We start from the raw sequence: 17,469 nt of genomic DNA on the forward strand, positions 1-17,469 counted from the left end.
CCATGACCGAGACAAGCACCTCCCGCTCGCTGACCTGGTACGCACACCCCGCCGCGCGGAACTGGACCTGCGCGCCGGCCTCCGGCGAGGTTCAGGCGTTCCACTCCGGCCTGCCCGCCTACTCCCCCACCCCGCTGGCCGAACTCCCCCGGTTGGCCGAGGAGTTGGGGGTCGGACGGGTCTTGGCCAAGGACGAGTCGGCCCGGCTGGGGCTGCCTGCCTTCAAGGCGCTGGGCACCTCCTGGGCGGTGCACCGCATCCTCGCCGAGCGCGCCGACGGCGGGCGCGGGGCCGGCCCGCTGACGCTGGTCACGGCCACGGACGGCAACCACGGCAGGGCGCTGGCCCGGATGGCCCGCCTGTTCGGGCAGCGGGCCCACGTCTTCGTTCCCCGCGGGCTCCACCCGGCCGCCGTCTCCGCCATCGCCGCCGAAGGAGCGCGGGTCACCGTCGTCGACGGGCCCTACGACGACGCGGTACGGGCTGCCGCCGAGGCGGTCACCGCGCCGGACGCGGTCCTCGTCCAGGACGCGGGCCGGCCGGGCTACGAGCGGATTCCCGGCTGGATCGTTGAGGGCTACTCCACGCTCTTCACCGAGATCGACGCCCAGCTCGCCGCCACCGGCGCCGCCTCGCCCGGCCTCCTGGCCGTACCCGTCGGGGTGGGATCGCTGGCCCAGGCCGCCGTCACCCACTACCGCAGCCGCCCAGCCGACGGGCCACCCGCCGCCCTGCTGTCCGTCGAGCCCGAGGCGGCGCCCTGCGTCCTGGAGAGCCTCCACCGCCGGGAGGCGGTCAGCGTCACCACCGGCGAGACGGCCATGGCGGGGCTGAACTGCGGGATCCCGTCGCACCTCGCCTGGCCCCACCTGCGCGACGGCCTGGACGCGGCCGTGACCGTCACCGACGCCGAAAGCCGTACCGCGGCCCGTGACCTGGGCGCCCTCGGCGTTCCCGCGGGCCCCTGCGGCGCCGCCTCGCTCGCCGGTATCCGCGCCGCCCTCACCGGCCCCGACGCCGGCACCCGCCGCGCCGCGCTGGACCTCGGCCCGGAATCGACCGTCGTCCTGCTGAGCACCGAAGGCAACGCCGCCAACCCGCGCTTCCTGGATCCCCGGTCATGACCCTCGCCAAGCCCTGGCCGGCTCCGCACAGCGCGACGGGCCGCACCCCTTTCCCAGGGGTGCGGCCCGTCGGTGTGCGGGTTGCGGTGGCGCCGCCAGGCGTCAGGCGCGGATCAGGGAGCGGAGGACGTACTGGAGGATGCCGCCGTTGCGGTAGTAGTCGGCCTCGCCGGGGGTGTCGATGCGGACCTTGGCGTCGAACTCGACGCCACTGTCCGTCGTCACCTTGACGGTCCCGGGGATGCCACCGTCGTTCAGCGCGGTGACGCCCGAGATGGCGAAGGTCTCCTCGCCGCTCAGGCCCAGCTCCTCCGCCGAGGCGCCCTCGGGGAACTGGAGCGGGAGGACGCCCATGCCGATGAGGTTCGATCGGTGGATGCGCTCGTAGGACTCGGCGATGACGGCGCGCACGCCCAGCAGCGCGGTGCCCTTGGCCGCCCAGTCGCGGGAGGAGCCGGAGCCGTACTCCTTGCCCGCGAGGATGACCAGCGGGGTGCCCTGCGCCTGGTAGTTCTGCGAGGCGTCGTAGATGAAGGAGACCGGGCCGCCCTCCTGCGTGAAGTCACGCGTGAAGCCGCCCTCGGTGCCGGGTGCGATCTGGTTGCGCAGCCGGATGTTGGCGAAGGTGCCGCGGATCATGACCTCGTGGTTGCCGCGGCGCGAGCCGTAGGAGTTGAAGTCGCGGCGCTCGACACCGTGCGAGGTGAGGTACTTGCCCGCCGGGGTGTCGGCCTTGATGGCACCGGCCGGGGAGATGTGGTCGGTGGTGACCGAGTCGCCCAGCTTGGCGAGCACGCGGGCGCCGGAGATGTCGGTGACCGGCGCCGGGTCCATGCCCATGCCGTCGAAGTACGGGGGCTTGCGGACGTAGGTGGACCCCGCGTCCCACTCGAAGGTGTTGCCGGTCGGGATCGGCAGGGCCTGCCACTGGGCGTCGCCGGCGAAGACGTCGGCGTAGTCCTTGGTGAACATCTCCTGGCCGATGGCGGAGGCGACGACCTCCTCGATCTCCTGCTCGGAGGGCCACAGGTCCTCCAGGTAGACCGGGTTGCCCTCCTGGTCGATGCCGAGCGCCTCGGTGGTGATGTCCACCTTCATGGAGCCGGCGATCGCGTAGGCGACGACCAGCGGCGGGGACGCCAGGTAGTTCATCTTGACGTCGGGGTTGATCCGGCCCTCGAAGTTGCGGTTGCCGGACAGGACGGCGGCGACGGCGAGGTCGTTGTCGTTGACCGCCTGGGAGACCTCCTCGGGCAGCGGGCCCGAGTTGCCGATGCAGGTGGTGCAGCCGTAGCCGACGAGGTTGAAGCCGAGCTTGTCCAGGTAGGGCGTCAGGCCCGCGCGGTCGTAGTAGTCCATGACGACCTGGGAGCCGGGGGCCAGGGTGGTCTTGACCCAGGGCTTGCGGGTGAGGCCCTTCTCCACCGCCTTCTTGGCGACGAGCGCGGCGCCGACCATGACGTACGGGTTGGAGGTGTTGGTGCACGAGGTGATCGCCGCGACGGCGACGGCGCCGTGGTCGATCTCGTACGTGTTGCCGTCGGGGCCCGTCACCTGGACCGGCTTGGTGGGCACGCCGTTGGAGACGGCCGGGGCGTCGGAGGCCGGGAAGGACTCCTTGCCCGCCTCGTCGGTGTCGGCCTCGGAGACGTAGTTGACGACGTCCTGGCCGAACTTCTGCTTGGCGTCCGCGAGCGCGATGCGGTCCTGCGGGCGCTTGGGGCCGGCGATGGAGGGGACGACCAGGCCCAGGTCCAGCTCCAGGTACTCGCTGTACTCGGGCTCGTGGGCGGGGTCGTGCCACATGCCCTGCGCCTTGGCGTACGCCTCGACCAGCGCGAGCTGGTCCTCGCTGCGGCCGGTCAGCTTCAGGTAGTTGAGGGTCTCCTGGTCGATCGGGAAGATCGCCGCGGTGGAGCCGAACTCCGGCGACATGTTACCGATCGTGGCGCGGTTGGCCAGCGGCACGGCGCCGACGCCCTCGCCGTAGAACTCCACGAACTTGCCGACCACACCGTGCTTGCGCAGCATCTCGGTGATGGTGAGCACCAGGTCGGTGGCGGTGGTGCCGGTGGGCAGCTCGCCGGTGAGCTTGAAGCCGACGACGCGCGGGATCAGCATGGAGACGGGCTGGCCCAGCATCGCGGCCTCGGCCTCGATGCCGCCGACGCCCCAGCCGAGTACGCCGAGGCCGTTGACCATGGTGGTGTGCGAGTCGGTGCCCACCAGGGTGTCGGGGTACGCCTGGCCGCCTCGCACCATGACGGTGCGGGCAAGGTGCTCGATGTTGACCTGGTGGACGATGCCGGTGCCGGGCGGGACGACCTTGAACTCGTCGAAGGCGGTCTGGCCCCAGCGCAGGAACTGGTAGCGCTCGCGGTTGCGGCCGTACTCCAGCTCGACGTTCTGGGAGAAGGCCTCCGGGGTGCCGAAGCGGTCGGCGATGACGGAGTGGTCGATGACCAGCTCGGCCGGGGCCAGCGGGTTGATCTTCGCGGGGTCGCCGCCCAGCTCCTTGACGGCCTCACGCATGGTGGCGAGGTCGACGACGCACGGCACACCGGTGAAGTCCTGCATGATCACGCGGGCGGGCGTGAACTGGATCTCGTGGCTGGGCTGGGCCTTGGGGTCCCAGTCGCCGAGCGTCCTGATGTGGTCGGCGGTGATGTTCGCGCCGTCTTCGGTGCGGAGCAGGTTCTCCAGCAGGACCTTCAGGCTGTACGGCAGGCGGGCGGAACCCTCTACTTTGTCCAGCTTGAAGATTTCGTACGACTCGTCGCCCACCTGCAGCGTGCTGCGGGCGTCGAAGCTGTTCGCCGACACGACAGTCTCCTTCAGTGCCTTGAGTGCATCGGCCGCCGGTGCGCTATGGTGAGCGGAACACGAAGTTAGGTAAGCCTTACCAACCCTGCTCGCCCTGCGACAGCGACCGCGACGTATGCCGTCGCCAGTTATCTCGATGTCGAGATAACTCTAGTACACGACCGTCTGACGGTCATGCGCTGCCCCCTGGCCCGTCGCGTGGCGAGGACGCCCGGGCGCCGGGACGCCCACTGTCGTCCCGGTTCCCGAGGGGACGGGCGGTGCCGCGGTTGCCCGCGACAGGACCTGCGGCAAGCGGCATTCCGCACGGCAACTCGACTCCGGATCCGCCGAACCCATAGATCTTTCGCCCCGGCCGGGTGAAGGCTGTCCGGGTCGGTTGTACGGCACATCCATGAGGAGCCGTCGGTGGTGGACAGCTGGGCACCCGAACTCGCGCTGAGCGGAATCGTCCTCCTGGGGGCGGCTGTCCAGTGGCTCACGGGGATGGGATTCGCGCTCGTCGCGGTCCCCGCGCTGGTGCTTCTCCTGGGCCCGGCCGAAGGCGTGGTGCTGGCCAACTGCGCCGCCGGGGCCATCAGCGCGGTGGGCCTCGCCGACGGCTGGCGCCGGGTGCGCTTGCGCGCGATGGGACCTTTGGTGATCGCGTGCGCCTGCACCGTCCCCGCCGGCTCGTGGGTCGCCGCCCGCCTGCCCGAGGCGGCCTTACTGTCCGGGATGGGCGCCCTGGTGACCCTGGCCGTGCTGCTCGTGATGAGCGGCGCCCGGGTTCCGTCTCTTCAAGGGGGGCACGGCGCCTTGCTGGCGGGGGGCTTGGGCGGCTTCATGAATTCCTCCGCCGGGGTGGGCGGCCCGCCCGTCTCCCTCTACGCCGTGAACGCGGGCTGGACGGCATCCGAGTTCGTGCCGAACGCGCTGTTCTACGGGGTAGTGGTCAACATGTTCTCCGTCGCGGCCAACGGCGTCCCCCACCTCACAGCGGCCGATTGGCTGATGACCGTCGGCGGACTGACGGTGGGCGCCTTGGCCGGGAAGGCGCTCGCAGCGCGAGTCCCGGATCACCGTGCCCGGCTCCTCGTGCTGTGGCTGGCGCTGGCGGGCGGGCTGACCACGATGGGCAAAGGGCTGTGGGGAACGTGACCGCGAGCCCCGGAGCGGCCGGACGCCGTTCGACACGTGCGGGCGAAAGACTCGCGCCTCCATGGACCCTTGGCCCCGGCTGTGCACAGTGGTCGCGTGTCTCCTACCGGTCCGACGGCCGCCGAGCCGCCAGAAGAGCCCGCAGAGCCCAAAGACCCCGCACGGCCGAACGGCCCCGCGGAGTCGACCGACCCCGCAGAGTCCCAAGAGCCCCCGCTCAAGCGTGCGATCGGCCCCAAGCTGCTGATCCTCTTTGTGATCGGCGACATCCTGGGCACCGGCATCTACGCCACCACGGGCAAGGTCGCGGGCAAGGTCGGCGGCGCGCTGTGGCTGCCGTTCGCGATCGGCTTCGTCGTGGCGCTGCTGACGGCGGCCTCGTACGTGGAGCTGGTCGGCAAGTATCCGAAGGCGGCGGGCGCGGCCCTCTACGCCCAGCGCGCGTTCAAGGTGCCGTTCTTGACCTTCATCATCGCGTTCATGGTGATGTGTTCGGGGCTGTCCTCCGCCAGCGCGGCGGCGCTCGCCTTCAGCGGTGACTACCTCGACGAGCTGACGCACGGCGCGGTGCCCTCCACCCTGGTGGCCATCGCCTTCGTGCTGGGGCTGGCGGCGCTGAACCTGCGCGGGGTCTCGGAGTCGGTCAAGACCAATGTGGTGCTGACGCTCGTCGAGGTGGCCGGGCTGATGATCATCCTCGCCATCGGCGTCTACGCGGTGGCCACCGGGGACGGCGAGCCCGCCCGGCTGGGTGACCTGGACGCGGGCGGCTCCGGATACGCGCTGATCTCAGGCGTGCTGGGGGCGACGGCGCTCAGCTTCTTCGCGTTCGTCGGCTTCGAGGACTCGGTCAACATGGCCGAGGAGACGATCGACCCGCAGCGCACCTTCCCCCGTGGCATCTTCGTCGGCGTCGTGGTGACCGGCACCATCTACGTCCTGGTGGCGCTGGTCTCCTCGCTGCTGGTGGCGCCGGGGACGCTGGAGAAGTCGAGCGGGCCGCTGCTGGAGGTGGTCAAGGCGGGCGGGATCGACTTCCCGCACGAACTCTTCGCCGTCATCGCCCTGTTCGCCGTCACCAACTCCGCGCTCATCAACATCATGATGGCCTCGCGGCTGTGCTACGGCATGGCCAACGAGCGGATCCTGCCGCGCGCCATGGGCCGCGTCCTGCCCCGGCGCCGCACCCCGGTGACCGGGATCGTCTTCGTGACGGTACTGGCGGTGGGCCTGGTCGCGACGGGCGAGATCGAGGGGCTGGGCGACACCACCTCGTTCCTGCTGCTGTGCGTGTTCACCGTCGTCAACGTCGCCGTCCTGGTGCTGCGCCGCGACCCCGTGGAGCACCGGCACTTCCGCGTCCCCACCGCACTGCCCGTACTGGGAGCCGTCACCGCGCTGATCCTGGCGAGCCCGCTCGCCGACCGCTCGGCCGACGTCTATGTGCGGGCGGGGGTGCTGGTGCTCATCGGCATCGGGCTGTGGATCGTGAACAAGCTGGTACTCAAGGCGCGCGGCGAGGACTGAGCGGAGCGAACGGAGCGGGTCCGGGCTCCGCTCCCCGCTACCCCGCGTCCGGGCCGTCCGCCACGTCCTCCGGCCGACCCGCTGCTGCCGCCCAGGCTGCTGCGGCCCCGCGAGGTGTCCGGAGCGCTGGGCACCCACGCACTGCTGGTCGCCGGGATGTTCAGCTTCCAGTTCCTGGCCGTGCTCTACATGCAGCGGATACTCGGCTTCGACCAGGTCGGCACCGGGCTGGGCATCCTCCCCGTGCCGCTGCTGATCGGGCCGCTGTCGCTGACCGCGGCGCCGCGCCTGATCGCGCGCCTGGGCGCCCGGCCCGTCCTGCTCGTCGCACTGGCGCTGATCGCGCTCGGCCTCGCACTGCTGGGCCAGGTATCGGCGGACGGAAGCTACGGGACCGACGTCTTCCCCGCGATGCTGCCGCTGGGCGCCGGTTTCGGGCTGGCGATGCCGGCGCTGGCGGGGCTGGCGATGTCGGGCGCGGCACCCGCGGACTCCGGGACGGCCTCGGGGATGTTCAACACCGTGCAGCAGGTCGGCAGTGCGCTCGGCCTGGCCGTCCTCAGCACCCTGGCCGCCACCCGAACGGACACGCTGCTGGAGCACGGACAGCACTCCCCCGCCGCGCTCACCGGCGGCTACCAACTCGCCTTCCGCGTCGCCGCCGGAATCGTCGTCGCCGCCCTGGCAGTGGCGACGCTGACGCTGCGACGGACAGGACGCGCCGAAGAGCCCGCCCCCGCCGCACAGACTGCGGGCACGCAAGCCGCACAGACTGCGGGCACGCAAGCCCCACAGTCCGCGGGCACGCAGGCCACATAGAGCGCGGGTGCGCAAGCCGGATGCGGCATTCGGGCGGTTACCCAGGGGTCCCGCGTGGCGCGGGGCCCCCGGTGAGCCGGTATCTCACATCTGAGATAGAGTCCTCGTCATGACCGATGACTACCTCGGCCGTATCGGCCAGTTGATCCGCGATGCCCGCCAGCACAGGGGCTGGACGCAGTCGCAACTCGCGGAGGCGCTCGGCACCAGCCAGAGCGCGGTCAACAGGATCGAGCGGGGGAACCAGAACATCAGCCTTGAGATGATCGCCCGCATCTCCGAGGCCCTCGACAGCGAGATTGTCTCGCTGGGCTATTCGGGCCCGATGCATCTGCGAGTCGTCGGCGGACGCCGGCTCTCCGGCAGCATCGACGTCAAGACGAGCAAGAACGCGTGTGTGGCGCTGCTGTGCGCCTCGCTGCTCAACTCGGGCCGTACGGTGCTGCGCAGGGTCGCCCGCATCGAGGAGGTCTACCGCATTCTGGAGGTCCTCTCCTCCGTGGGGGTGCGCACCCGCTGGATCAACGGCGGTGCCGACCTGGAGATCGTGCCGCCCGCCGAGCTGGACCTCGACTCCATCGACCAGGAGGCGGCGCGGCGCACGCGGAGCATCATCATGTTCCTCGGCCCGCTGCTGCACCGTATGGACCGCTTCCGCATTCCCTACGCGGGCGGTTGCGACCTGGGCACCCGCACCGTCGAGCCGCACATGAGCGCGCTGCGCCACTTCGGGCTCGCGGTGACGGCCACGGAGGGCATCTACCACGCCGAGGTGGAGGCGGGCGTCGCGCCGAAGCGGCCGATCGTGCTGACCGAGCGCGGGGACACCGTCACCGAGAACGCGCTGCTGGCCGCCGCCCGGCACGACGGCGTGACCGTCATCCGCAACGCCTCGTCCAACTACATGGTCCAGGACCTGTGCTTCTTCCTGGAGCAGTTGGGCGTCCGCGTGGAGGGCATCGGTTCGACGACGCTGACCGTGCACGGCGTCCCCGTCATCGACACGGACGTGGACTACTCCCCCTCCGAGGACCCGGTCGAGGCCATGAGCCTGGTCGCCGCGGCGATCGTCACCGAGTCGGAGCTGACGGTGCGCCGGGTGCCGGCGGAGTTCATGGAGATCGAGCTGGCCGTGCTGGAGGAGATGGGCCTCGACTTCGACCGCAGCGCGGAATACGCGGCCGACAACGGGCGCACCCGGCTGACGGATGTGACGGTACGGCCCTCCAAGCTGGAGGCGCCCATCGACAAGATCCACCCGATGCCGTTCCCGGGCCTGAACATCGACAACGTCCCCTTCTTCGCCGCCATCGCCGCGGTCGCCCAGGGCAAGACGCTCATCCACGACTGGGTCTACGACAACCGCGCCATCTACCTGACCGACCTCAACCGGCTCGGCGGCAGGCTCCAGTTGCTCGACCCCCACCGCGTCCTGGTCGAGGGCCCGACGCGCTGGCGCGCCGCCGAGATGATGTGCCCACCCGCGCTGCGCCCCGCCGTGGTGGTGCTGCTGGCCATGCTGGCGGCGGAGGGTACGTCCGTGCTGCGGAACGTGTACGTCATCAACCGGGGTTACGAGGAACTGGCGGAGCGGCTCAACGAGGTCGGCGCGCAGATCGAGACGTTCCGCGACATCTGACCGGCGGGCGCCGCCACCCCCCGCCTGTCCGACCTGCGCGATCGCGGGTCCGAAGGGGATGTGGCGGCGCCTGTGGGACTTCGCGGGGACTTTGGGCCGAAACCAGGCTGCTCCCCGGCCGTCCGGTCGGCGCGAAGACCGCGTCGATGGCGGCGCTTCTCCGTGCGCCCGCACGGGGTCCCTCCGTGGTGGTCTCCGGCGCCGGTAGCGTTCCGGCCCTGGCCGCGCGCACGGTCGGCACCCGCTCGGGCGGCCACGCCTCGGCCCTCCCAGGCGTCGCACTCGCCCCCCAGAACCACCGCGGCAAGCGAGTCTTACCGGCGGGATGTGTCGGCCACTTGAGATTGGTTTTTCACTCGAAGGAGGGCCGTATGAGGGGTGGATTCGCCCAATCGGCCCCCAGTATTCTCTAATCCGTTTCAGTTTCGGCACTGGAGGATCACGTGGGCGCACTGCTGGATCAGAAGTACGAAAAGCTCTTCTCTCTGCTGGACGCCAATGACGACGGCGTGATCGCCGAAGACGATTTCGAACTGATGGCCAGTCGCGTGCTGGCCGACTTCGACGAGGAGCGCACGGCGAAAAGGGAGAAGTACGCCGGCGAGATGATGAACTATTGGCGGGCTCTGCAGGAGACCGCCGACGCCGACGGCGACGGCCGAATCGACAAGGACGAGTTCCGCCTGGCCCTGCACCAGATGAGCGGTAATTTCGACACGCTGATCGGCCCGCTCTACTCGGCCGGATTCCACCTCGCCGACCGGGATGACGACGGTGCGGTCGGCAAGAAGGACTTCGTCACGGTCCTCGTCGCCATCGGTGTCCCCACGGCCGAGGCCGGGGCGGCCTTCGACCGGTTGGCCGAGCAAGGCGGGCAGCTGACGAAGGACCAGCTGATGACCGCAGCCCAGCAGTACTACCGCAACGAGGACCCGGCCGACAAGGCGAGCCATCTGCTCTTCGGCGCGCTGTGAGGTAACCCCATAGTGGACGTGATCGCTGTGGTGGGAACGGGCGCAGCCAACGGCAGCGTCGTCCTGGCGGACCGGGTGCGGGTACCGCTTCTGACCGAGGTGCTCTTCGACGGGCGTTTCGACGATCTGCACAGCCCCTGGACGGAGCTGTTCCGCCGGGAAATTTTCCGTTACCGCGACGGCTTGTCGCCTTCAGAGCGTTCCGAACTCGCTTATGAGCGATTGCGGGTCGTCAATGAAGAAATCGAGTCCGTCGAGGACTTGGTCGCGGCGACGGACCGGCTGGTGTCGCTGCACGAGTGGTTAGGTGTGGTCGACGGCACACTGACCACCTTGGCGACCATCCACTACAACCTGTTCCTGGGCAGCCTCCTCCAACTCGACCCCCGACGCACGGTGGACCTCTTACCGTTCGTCCGGTTGCGGCGGTACGGCACCGTTCTGATCACCGAACTCGGCTACGGAAACAACGCCGCCGAGTTGGAGACCACGGCGACCTACCGGCCGGAGAACGACACCTTCGTTCTGCACACACCGTCGCCCGGCGCTCAGAAGTTCATGCCCAACACCGGCCCCGTCGGCGGGCGCAAGAGCGGTTTGGTCGCGGCCAGGCTGATCGTCCGCGAACAGAACTGCGGCGTGTTCTTGTTCCTCGTGCCGCTGCGTGACGACCAGGGGCCGCTCCCCGGTATCCGGGTGCGCCCGCTCTCGGAGACGCCCGGGTCGGCGGTCGATCACGCCATCACCTCGTTCGACCGGGTGACCCTGCCGCGTGCGGCGCTGCTGGCCGGCGATCACGCGGAGCTGACCGCCGAAGGGGCCTTCCGCAGCCCGATCGGCAGTCGGCGCCGCCGGTTCCTGCGGTCCATCCAGCGGGTCACCGCAGGCAAGCTCTGCCTGAGCGCGGCGGCGCTGGGCGGAGCCAGGGCGTCCCTCACCATCGCCGTACGGTACGGCCATCGTCGGCACACTTTCGCCCCGGCGAGCAGGTCCGGCGTTCCGCTCTTCGCCTACCGCTGTCACCAGACCAGGCTGCTCGGGGCTGCGGCCCGCGCCTACGCGGCGACGTTCCTGCTGCGCGAGACCACCCACCGCTGTGCGGGCCGAAACGAGACCGGGTCCGCCGAGGCGGAGGTCCTCGTCGCAGCGACGAAGGGCTGGATCACGTGGCAGGCCAGGGACATCGTGATCGAGTGCCGGGAGCGCTGCGGCGCCCAGGGGCTGCTGTCGGCCAACCGCGTCGTCGACCTGCTCACACCGATCGAGAGCACCATCACGGCCGAAGGGGACAACCTGGTCATCTGGACGAAGGCCGCCGCCGACATGCTGACCGGGCGCGGCTACAGCCCGCCCGCCGCCCCCACCGCGCGAAGCGGCCCGCTGACCGACTGCGCACTCCTGCTCGATCTGCTCGCGTGCCACGAGCTGTACTGCCTCCAGCACGCCCGCAGGCAGCTCGGCCGGTCCAGCTCCGGCCCGATGGACCGCTGGAACCACGCGGTGAACCCCGCTCTCGACCTCGTCGACGCGTACGCCACCCGGCGGGCCGCCCAGGCGTTCCTGGCCTCCGCCGTGCGCGTCGGCGACGACGCCACCCGGAGCTTGCTGGAGCGGGTTTTTCAGCTGTTCGTCCTGCAACGCCTCGCCCCCCACGCGGGCCTGCTGCTGGCGGACGGACACCTCACCGCCGAAGCGGTCCGGGACCTGGCCCCCGCCGTGGACCGCGTCAGTGCCGGACTGGCCCCCCACGCGCTCACCCTCGTGGAGGCGTTCGCCGTTCCGGACGCGATCCTCCAGGCCCCCATCGCCACCGACGGCTACGACGCCGCCTACGACGACCCGGCAGGGCCCTGGCAGCCGGCACCAGTTGGCTGAGCCGGGCCGGAAACAGCCTCGCCTCCCCCGTCCACCATTCCGAGGAGCACCCCGGCCATGAGCGACGCGTTCACCCGGGAGCCGTCCTGGGCCCCCCGGCTCTTCCCACCGGCCGCCCGTGCGCCGCGGGCCGTGCAGACGGCCCGGATGCTTCTGGACCCCCAGGGGTACGCGCGCTCCCTGCGCCGCCGATTCGGGCCGGTCTTCTCGCTCCGCACGTTCCCCTACCGCGGTGCGCTGGTGTGCGCGGCCGATGCCACGGCCAACCGCGCGGTGCTGACCGACCACAAGCGGTTCACCGGCGGTGACGCCGCAGGGCTGCTGGCGCCCGCGGTCGGCGCCGGATCGCTGATCTGCACGCCACCACCCCTGCACCTGGACCATCGCAAGCTCCTGCTGCCCCCCTTCCACGGGTCGCGGATCACCTGCTGGACGCAGCGGGTGCGGGAGCTGGTGCACGCCGAGCTGCCCGACCTGCTGTCCGGCGACAGCGTGCCCGTACGGCCGTGGGCGCAGCGGCTGACGCTCGACGTCATCCTGAGAGTCGTCTTCGGCCTGACGGACCCGTCCCGAACCGCGACCTTCCGTCAGGCGCTGAACGCGTTCGTCGGCATGGGCAACCTCGCCGTACTGTTCCTGCCCAAGCCGCTACGGCACGATCTCGGGCCGCTCTCGCCTGGTGGCCGCTTCCAACGGCTCCGCGCCGCCGTACGGGAGCTGACCCGCGAGGAGATCGCCGCACGCCGGGCCGCGCCCGGCCACGCCCACCGCGACGACGTACTGTCCATGCTGCTCGACGCGCGCGGCGAGCACGGCGCCAGGCTGGATGACGCACAGCTCCTGGACGAACTGACCGGTCTTGTCATGGCCGGTTACGAGACCACGGCGACCACGATCGCCTGGACACTGCACCTGCTCGCCCACCATCCCGCCGCTCGCGACGCCCTTGTCTCCGACCTGGACGCGGGGTCGGACCGCTTGCTCAAGGCGACGGTGAAGGAGTCCGGCCGGCTGCGTCCCGCTGTCTACAACGCCATGCGCACCGCAGCGCACGACACGGAGCTCGGCGGCCATCCGGTGCCGCAACACGCCTTCGTCGCCGCGCTGTTCCCGCTCACCCACCTCGACCCCGAGCTATGGCCACAACCGGATGCCTTCCGGCCCGAGCGCCACCTGGACACAGACCCGGTGCCCTACTCGCTGACGCCGTTCGGTGGCGGCGTGCGGCGCTGCATCGGGGTGTCGCTGGCCCAGCTCGAAATCGAGACCGTCCTGAGAGAGATCCTCGCGGTGGCCGTCCCCGAGCCGGCCGGTCCTCTGGAGCCCGCGAGGCTGGTGTCGGTGACGCTCGTCCCCTCCCGGGGCGGACGGGTCCGGCTCCGCCGGCGGCGGCTCTCTCCGCAAGCGCGTCTGTGAGCCCACGCCGGTTCGCCAGGGGCCCTCCCGGCGGTCGGCGGGTCCGGTGGTGCGCGTGCTCAGCGTGGTCCGGCGGTGCGCGTGCTCAGCGTGGCCCGGTGGTGCCGTCCACGGCGCCCGCCCGGTAGGCGAGGACGACGGCCTGGACGCGGTCGCGCAGGTCCAGTTTGGTGAGGATGCGGGACACGTACGTCTTCACCGTCTCGCCGCTGAGCACCAGCGCGGCGGCGATCTCGGCGTTCGAGAGTCCCGCGCTGATCAGCTTCAGCACCTCGTGCTCGCGAGGTGTGAGGACTTTGAGCCGTTCCCGTTCGGGCGACGGCGGGGCGGCGGCGGGCTGTACCCGCCCGGCGAACTCCCCGATGAGCGCCCGGGTCACGGACGGTGAGAGCAGGGACTCGCCGCGCGCGATGGTGCGGACGCCGTTGACGAGTTCCACCGGCGGGGCGTCCTTGAGCAGGAAGCCGCTGGCCCCGGCACGCAAGGCCTCGTACACGTACTCGTCCACGTTGAAGGTCGTGACGACGAGGATCTTCGTACGGGCGGGCGAATCGGGCCCGGCCAGGCGGCGGGTGGCCTCGATACCGTCGAGCAGCGGCATCCGGATGTCCATCACCGCGACGTCGGGCCTCAGTTCCTCGGCGGCCTCGATCGCCGCACGTCCGTCGGCGGCCTCCCCCACGACCTCCATGTCGGGCTGGGCGGAGAAGATCGTGACGTAGCCGGCGCGCACCAGGGCCTGGTCCTCGCAGATCAGCACGCGGATGGGGGCGGCGGTGACGGCGGGGACGGCAGCGGTGCTCGCGGGATCGGCGACAGTGCTCGCGCTGACGGCCGGTGGGGTCGGACGATCGGCCGGCGGTGGGGGCGAAGGATCGGCCGGTGGGGTCGGGGCGGTCATGAGGCACCTTCGGTGGGAATGCCGGCGCGGACGGCGAAGCCGCCCCCGGGCCGGGGGCCTGCCGTGAAGTCGCCGCCGAGCATACCCACGCGTTCGCGGAGCCCGCCCAGGCCCCTGCCGCCCGACACGTGCGCGCTCTCCCGCGCGGGTCCGGGGCCGTCGTCGCCGGGCCGCCCGTCGTCCGGACCCTCGTTGGTGACCTCGACGTCCAGGCGGTCGCGCCCGTAGCGGACCGCGACAAGAGTGGGGTGCCCCGCGGCGTACTTCACGGCGTTGGTGAGGGCTTCCTGGACGAGGCGGTACATCGCGAGTTCGGCGCCGATGGGCAGGGACGGGCGTTCGCCCTCCTCGGCCAGTTCGACGGGCTGGCCGGTCATGCGGGTCTGCTCGACCAGGTCACGCAGGTCACCACGGGCCGGGGCGCGCTGCCCGGGTTCCGACTCACCGGTGGCCTCCAACACGCCGAGCAGGTAACGCAGTTCGGCGAGGGCACGGCGGCCGGTGCCGCTGATCGCGGTCAGCGCCTCGGTGACCCGGTCCGGGGACGCGGTGAGGAACGGCGCCGCGTCGGACTGCACGACCATCGCGGTCACATGGTGGGTCACCACGTCGTGCAACTCCCGTGCCAGTCTGCCGCGTTCGGCTGCGGTGGCGGCCAGCGCCGTCAGCCGTCGCCGCTCGGCCTCGTCGGCGCGCCGCGCCCGCACGAACGCCCCCGCTCCCCAGAACGCGGCGAGGGCCAGACCGAAGACGGCGTAATCGTCGAGCCGCTGCGGAGAGCCGAGCGCGTCGAGGACGACGCAGAAGGCGACGTACGCCGCGAACGACGGCACGGCCAGCAGCCTGCGCAGCCGGCCTTGGTAGGCGCCCATGGAGTACAGCGCGACGTAGACCCCCATGCTGCCGAACGTCTGCGGGCAGCCCGACGCCTGGTGGACGGCGAAGGAGGAACCCACGAGGGCGAGACAGACGGCGGGCAGCCTGGTGCGCAGGACGAGCGGCAGGGTCTGGCCGAGGGTCAGCGCGACACTGAGCACACTCGCGTGGCGGGTGGGCAGGTCGCCGAACCGCGCACCGACGCTGGCGAGGGGCTCGGCGAACGACAGCACGGTGAGCACGAGCGCGAACTCCACGTCCCGCACACGGCGTGGCCGCGACCGCCACCACTCCGACAGCGACCGCCACAGCTCGGACACCGTCGCCGTCACGCGGTCGAGGGCGTCACGGGGGCGGGCCGGCTCGGCAGTGCGGACCGGCTCGGCGGTGTGGGCCGGGCCGGTGCTGCCGCCGTCCGGGGCAGGGCTGGGGCGGAGTGCGGTCCGGCCGGGGCGGGACGGCGTCGTGTCGGGTTTCACGGAGTTCCTACGGATGCGAGCCGACGGGGCGGCGGGTGGCCGGGCTGCCACAGGACACGGAGTGGGCGGGTGAGCAGGGTGCGCGCCGAACATACCTTCGCGCACCGGGCCTGACGTCCCCCGTGAGTGGACAGTTGCCGGTCCCCGCGCGGGGGAGGGCCGGCGCAACCCGGCGGGGGCTCGGGGTCGTTCGGCGGGGCGCTGACGACGCCGGGCGTGATGAACTGCGTGGCGGTCATGGAGGAACTCGCCTTCCGTGGCGCGACGTTCCGGATTCTGGAGGAGAGGACGGACCTGGGGCGCGCCGGCGGCATCGGGCCTGGTCTTCGGTGTGCTGCACCTGGTCAACCCGGACGCCACAGTCTGGGGCGCGTTCGCCATCGCCGTGGAGGCGGGCCTGCTGTTCGGCGCGGTCTAGGCGGCGACCCGCTCCCTGTGGCCGCCGATCGGGCTGCACCCGGGCTGAAACGTGGCGGAGGACGGCATCTACGGCACGACCGTCCCGGGCTCCGCCGGCGACCGCCCCCACCGCAGGTCAGGGGGGCGGTCGGTCTCTTTTCCGGCAGCTGAGGCGGAGCAGAAGCGCTCCCGCCAGCTGAAGGGCGGCGACCGTCAGCAGGAGGAGGGGTGGGGGCAGTCCTGATGCCGCGCCTGCCAGGGCGGCCCCGGCTGCTGCCGCCGACTGCTTGAGGCCCGCGCCCAGGGTGAAGACCTGGGTGTGGGCCGCTGCCGGTGCGTGGTCGGCCCGGATGCGCAAGGTGGTGCTCAGCAGCGGTCCGTCCCCCACTCCCGCGAGCGCGAACAGCGCGACGGCCGCCGCGAACGAGGGGACCGCCGCGGCGCCGGCCAGCGCCGCGCCGGTGCTGAAGAGGCTGAGCGCGGCGAGCTGTTCGGGCCTGATGCGCGGGGGCCGGCGCGCCAGCGCCACCGCGCCGGAGAGCGCACCGAGCGCGAACACGGTCATCAACAGCCCGCCGCCGCCCGCGTCGCCCGCTTCCGCCGCGAGGAGCACCGAAGTGACGGGGAGCCCCCCGACGCCGAGGAACGCGACGGAGGTTGCCGCCGTGATGGCGCGGAGGGGCGGGATCCGCCAGAGGGCGAGGAGGCCGGTGGTGAGGCGGACCCGCAGTGGGGGCGCGGGGTGGGGCGGGGGTGGGGGCTCGGACTCGGACTCGGGCGGGGGTGGGGGCCCGGACTCGGACTCGGGCTCGGGCGGGGGCTGGGGCTGGGGCGGGGGCTGGGGCGGGGGCTGGGGCGGCTCGGCGGGGCGCTTTCGCTTCGGTGCGCGCCATGGGCCCGGCGCGTGGGCGCTGGGCAGCGGCAGGGCCGGGGTCAGCAGAGCCGCGCAGGCCGCCGAGGCGGCCAGGAGGGTGGTCGCGAGTGCCGGGGTGAGGGTGAGAGCGACCGCGCTGACAGCGGCGGGGGCCGTGACCGAGGCGGCGTTGTAGGTGGCGGCGTCCAAGGCGTAGACGCGGGTGCGGGCCGCGGGCCGGGACGCGAGCCCGGTGAGCAGGCTGGAGAGGCCGCCGGTGACGACCGGGCCGCAACTGCCGCCCGCGACCGCGACGGTCAGCGTGAGCGCCGTCGGCGCACGGCCCAGCAGGACGCCGAGGAGGGCGATGGCGGTGGCGAAGACGGCGAGCGCCGCCCCGTAGAAGAGGCGGGGTCTGCGGGCCCGTTCGGCGAGCGCGCCCGCCACGGGGGCGGCGGCCACGTGCGGGGCCATCCAGGCGGTGAGCACGTACGCGCCCTGCGCCGCGCTTCCGGTGCGCTCCAGCGCGAGCAGTGTGAGGGCGAGGGCCATGCCCTCGTCGGCGAGGCGCGCCAAGGCGGCGGTGGCCAGATACGCCCGCATCGACAGCCCCCTCGGTAACGG

Annotated in this window: 12 protein-coding genes and 1 pseudogene; 9 read left to right on the forward strand and 4 right to left on the reverse strand. The window is 71.8% G+C overall.

The genetic code is table 11. From position 1 onward, the window contains the following. Positions 1-2: 2 nt before the first annotated feature. A complete protein-coding gene (locus OHB04_RS10560; protein ID WP_326687412.1) occupies positions 3-1,124 on the forward strand; it encodes a diaminopropionate ammonia-lyase in 1,122 nt (373 codons plus the stop codon). Between the two features lie 102 nt (positions 1,125-1,226). Here the strand turns inward: OHB04_RS10560 and acnA are convergent, their stop codons facing one another. Next, the gene (gene acnA, locus OHB04_RS10565; RefSeq protein ID WP_326687413.1) at positions 1,227-3,947 is read right to left on the reverse strand and encodes an aconitate hydratase AcnA; all 2,721 of its coding nucleotides are present in this window, start codon (positions 3,945-3,947) and stop codon (positions 1,227-1,229) included. Between the two features lie 408 nt (positions 3,948-4,355). Between acnA and OHB04_RS10570 the strand changes: the two genes are divergently transcribed. From OHB04_RS10570 to OHB04_RS10600, 7 genes and pseudogenes are all read left to right on the forward strand, one after another. Further along, positions 4,356-5,087 carry a TSUP family transporter gene (locus OHB04_RS10570; RefSeq protein ID WP_405805930.1) on the forward strand — a complete coding sequence of 244 codons (732 nt, stop codon included), beginning with the start codon at positions 4,356-4,358 and terminating at the stop codon, positions 5,085-5,087. Between the two features lie 228 nt (positions 5,088-5,315). Further along, entirely contained in the window at positions 5,316-6,614 is a 1,299-nt protein-coding gene (locus OHB04_RS10575) for an APC family permease (protein WP_326692669.1), read from the forward strand. A gap of 75 nt (positions 6,615-6,689) precedes the next feature. Continuing rightward, a pseudogene (locus OHB04_RS10580) lies at positions 6,690-7,433 on the forward strand (MFS transporter); the annotation flags it as partial. Between the two features lie 109 nt (positions 7,434-7,542). After that, positions 7,543-9,072 (forward strand): helix-turn-helix domain-containing protein, encoded by a 1,530-nt coding sequence (locus OHB04_RS10585; protein ID WP_326687414.1) that lies wholly within the window; start codon positions 7,543-7,545, stop codon positions 9,070-9,072. Positions 9,073-9,515: 443 nt separating this feature from the next. Beyond that, entirely contained in the window at positions 9,516-10,046 is a 531-nt protein-coding gene (locus tag OHB04_RS10590) for an EF-hand domain-containing protein (protein ID WP_326687415.1), read from the forward strand. 12 nt (positions 10,047-10,058) lie between these two features. Next, positions 10,059-11,921: an acyl-CoA dehydrogenase family protein gene (locus OHB04_RS10595; protein WP_326807344.1), complete on the forward strand. Its 1,863-nt coding sequence runs from the start codon at positions 10,059-10,061 to the stop codon at positions 11,919-11,921. Positions 11,922-11,978: 57 nt separating this feature from the next. Further along, positions 11,979-13,337 carry a cytochrome P450 gene (locus OHB04_RS10600; RefSeq protein ID WP_326807345.1) on the forward strand — a complete coding sequence of 453 codons (1,359 nt, stop codon included), beginning with the start codon at positions 11,979-11,981 and terminating at the stop codon, positions 13,335-13,337. An 85-nt stretch (positions 13,338-13,422) separates the two neighbouring features. On the opposite strand, the gene OHB04_RS10605 is transcribed toward OHB04_RS10600, so the two are convergent. Both OHB04_RS10605 and OHB04_RS10610 read right to left on the reverse strand, forming a co-directional pair. Next, a complete protein-coding gene (locus tag OHB04_RS10605; protein WP_326809426.1) occupies positions 13,423-14,097 on the reverse strand; it encodes a response regulator transcription factor in 675 nt (224 codons plus the stop codon). Between the two features lie 137 nt (positions 14,098-14,234). Then, complete coding sequence (locus OHB04_RS10610; RefSeq protein ID WP_326687418.1) at positions 14,235-15,593, reverse strand: sensor histidine kinase; 1,359 nt, start codon at positions 15,591-15,593, stop codon at positions 14,235-14,237. A gap of 256 nt (positions 15,594-15,849) precedes the next feature. On the opposite strand from OHB04_RS10610, the gene OHB04_RS10615 reads away from it, so the two are divergent. Continuing rightward, positions 15,850-16,011 carry a hypothetical protein gene (locus tag OHB04_RS10615; protein WP_326687419.1) on the forward strand — a complete coding sequence of 54 codons (162 nt, stop codon included), beginning with the start codon at positions 15,850-15,852 and terminating at the stop codon, positions 16,009-16,011. Positions 16,012-16,128: 117 nt separating this feature from the next. Here the strand turns inward: OHB04_RS10615 and OHB04_RS10620 are convergent, their stop codons facing one another. Then, a complete protein-coding gene (locus OHB04_RS10620) occupies positions 16,129-17,448 on the reverse strand; it encodes an MFS transporter (protein WP_326807346.1) in 1,320 nt (439 codons plus the stop codon). Positions 17,449-17,469 lie beyond the last annotated feature (21 nt).

The sequence above is a fragment of the Streptomyces sp. NBC_01775 genome, from assembly GCF_035917675.1.
GTDB lineage: Bacteria > Actinomycetota > Actinomycetes > Streptomycetales > Streptomycetaceae > Streptomyces.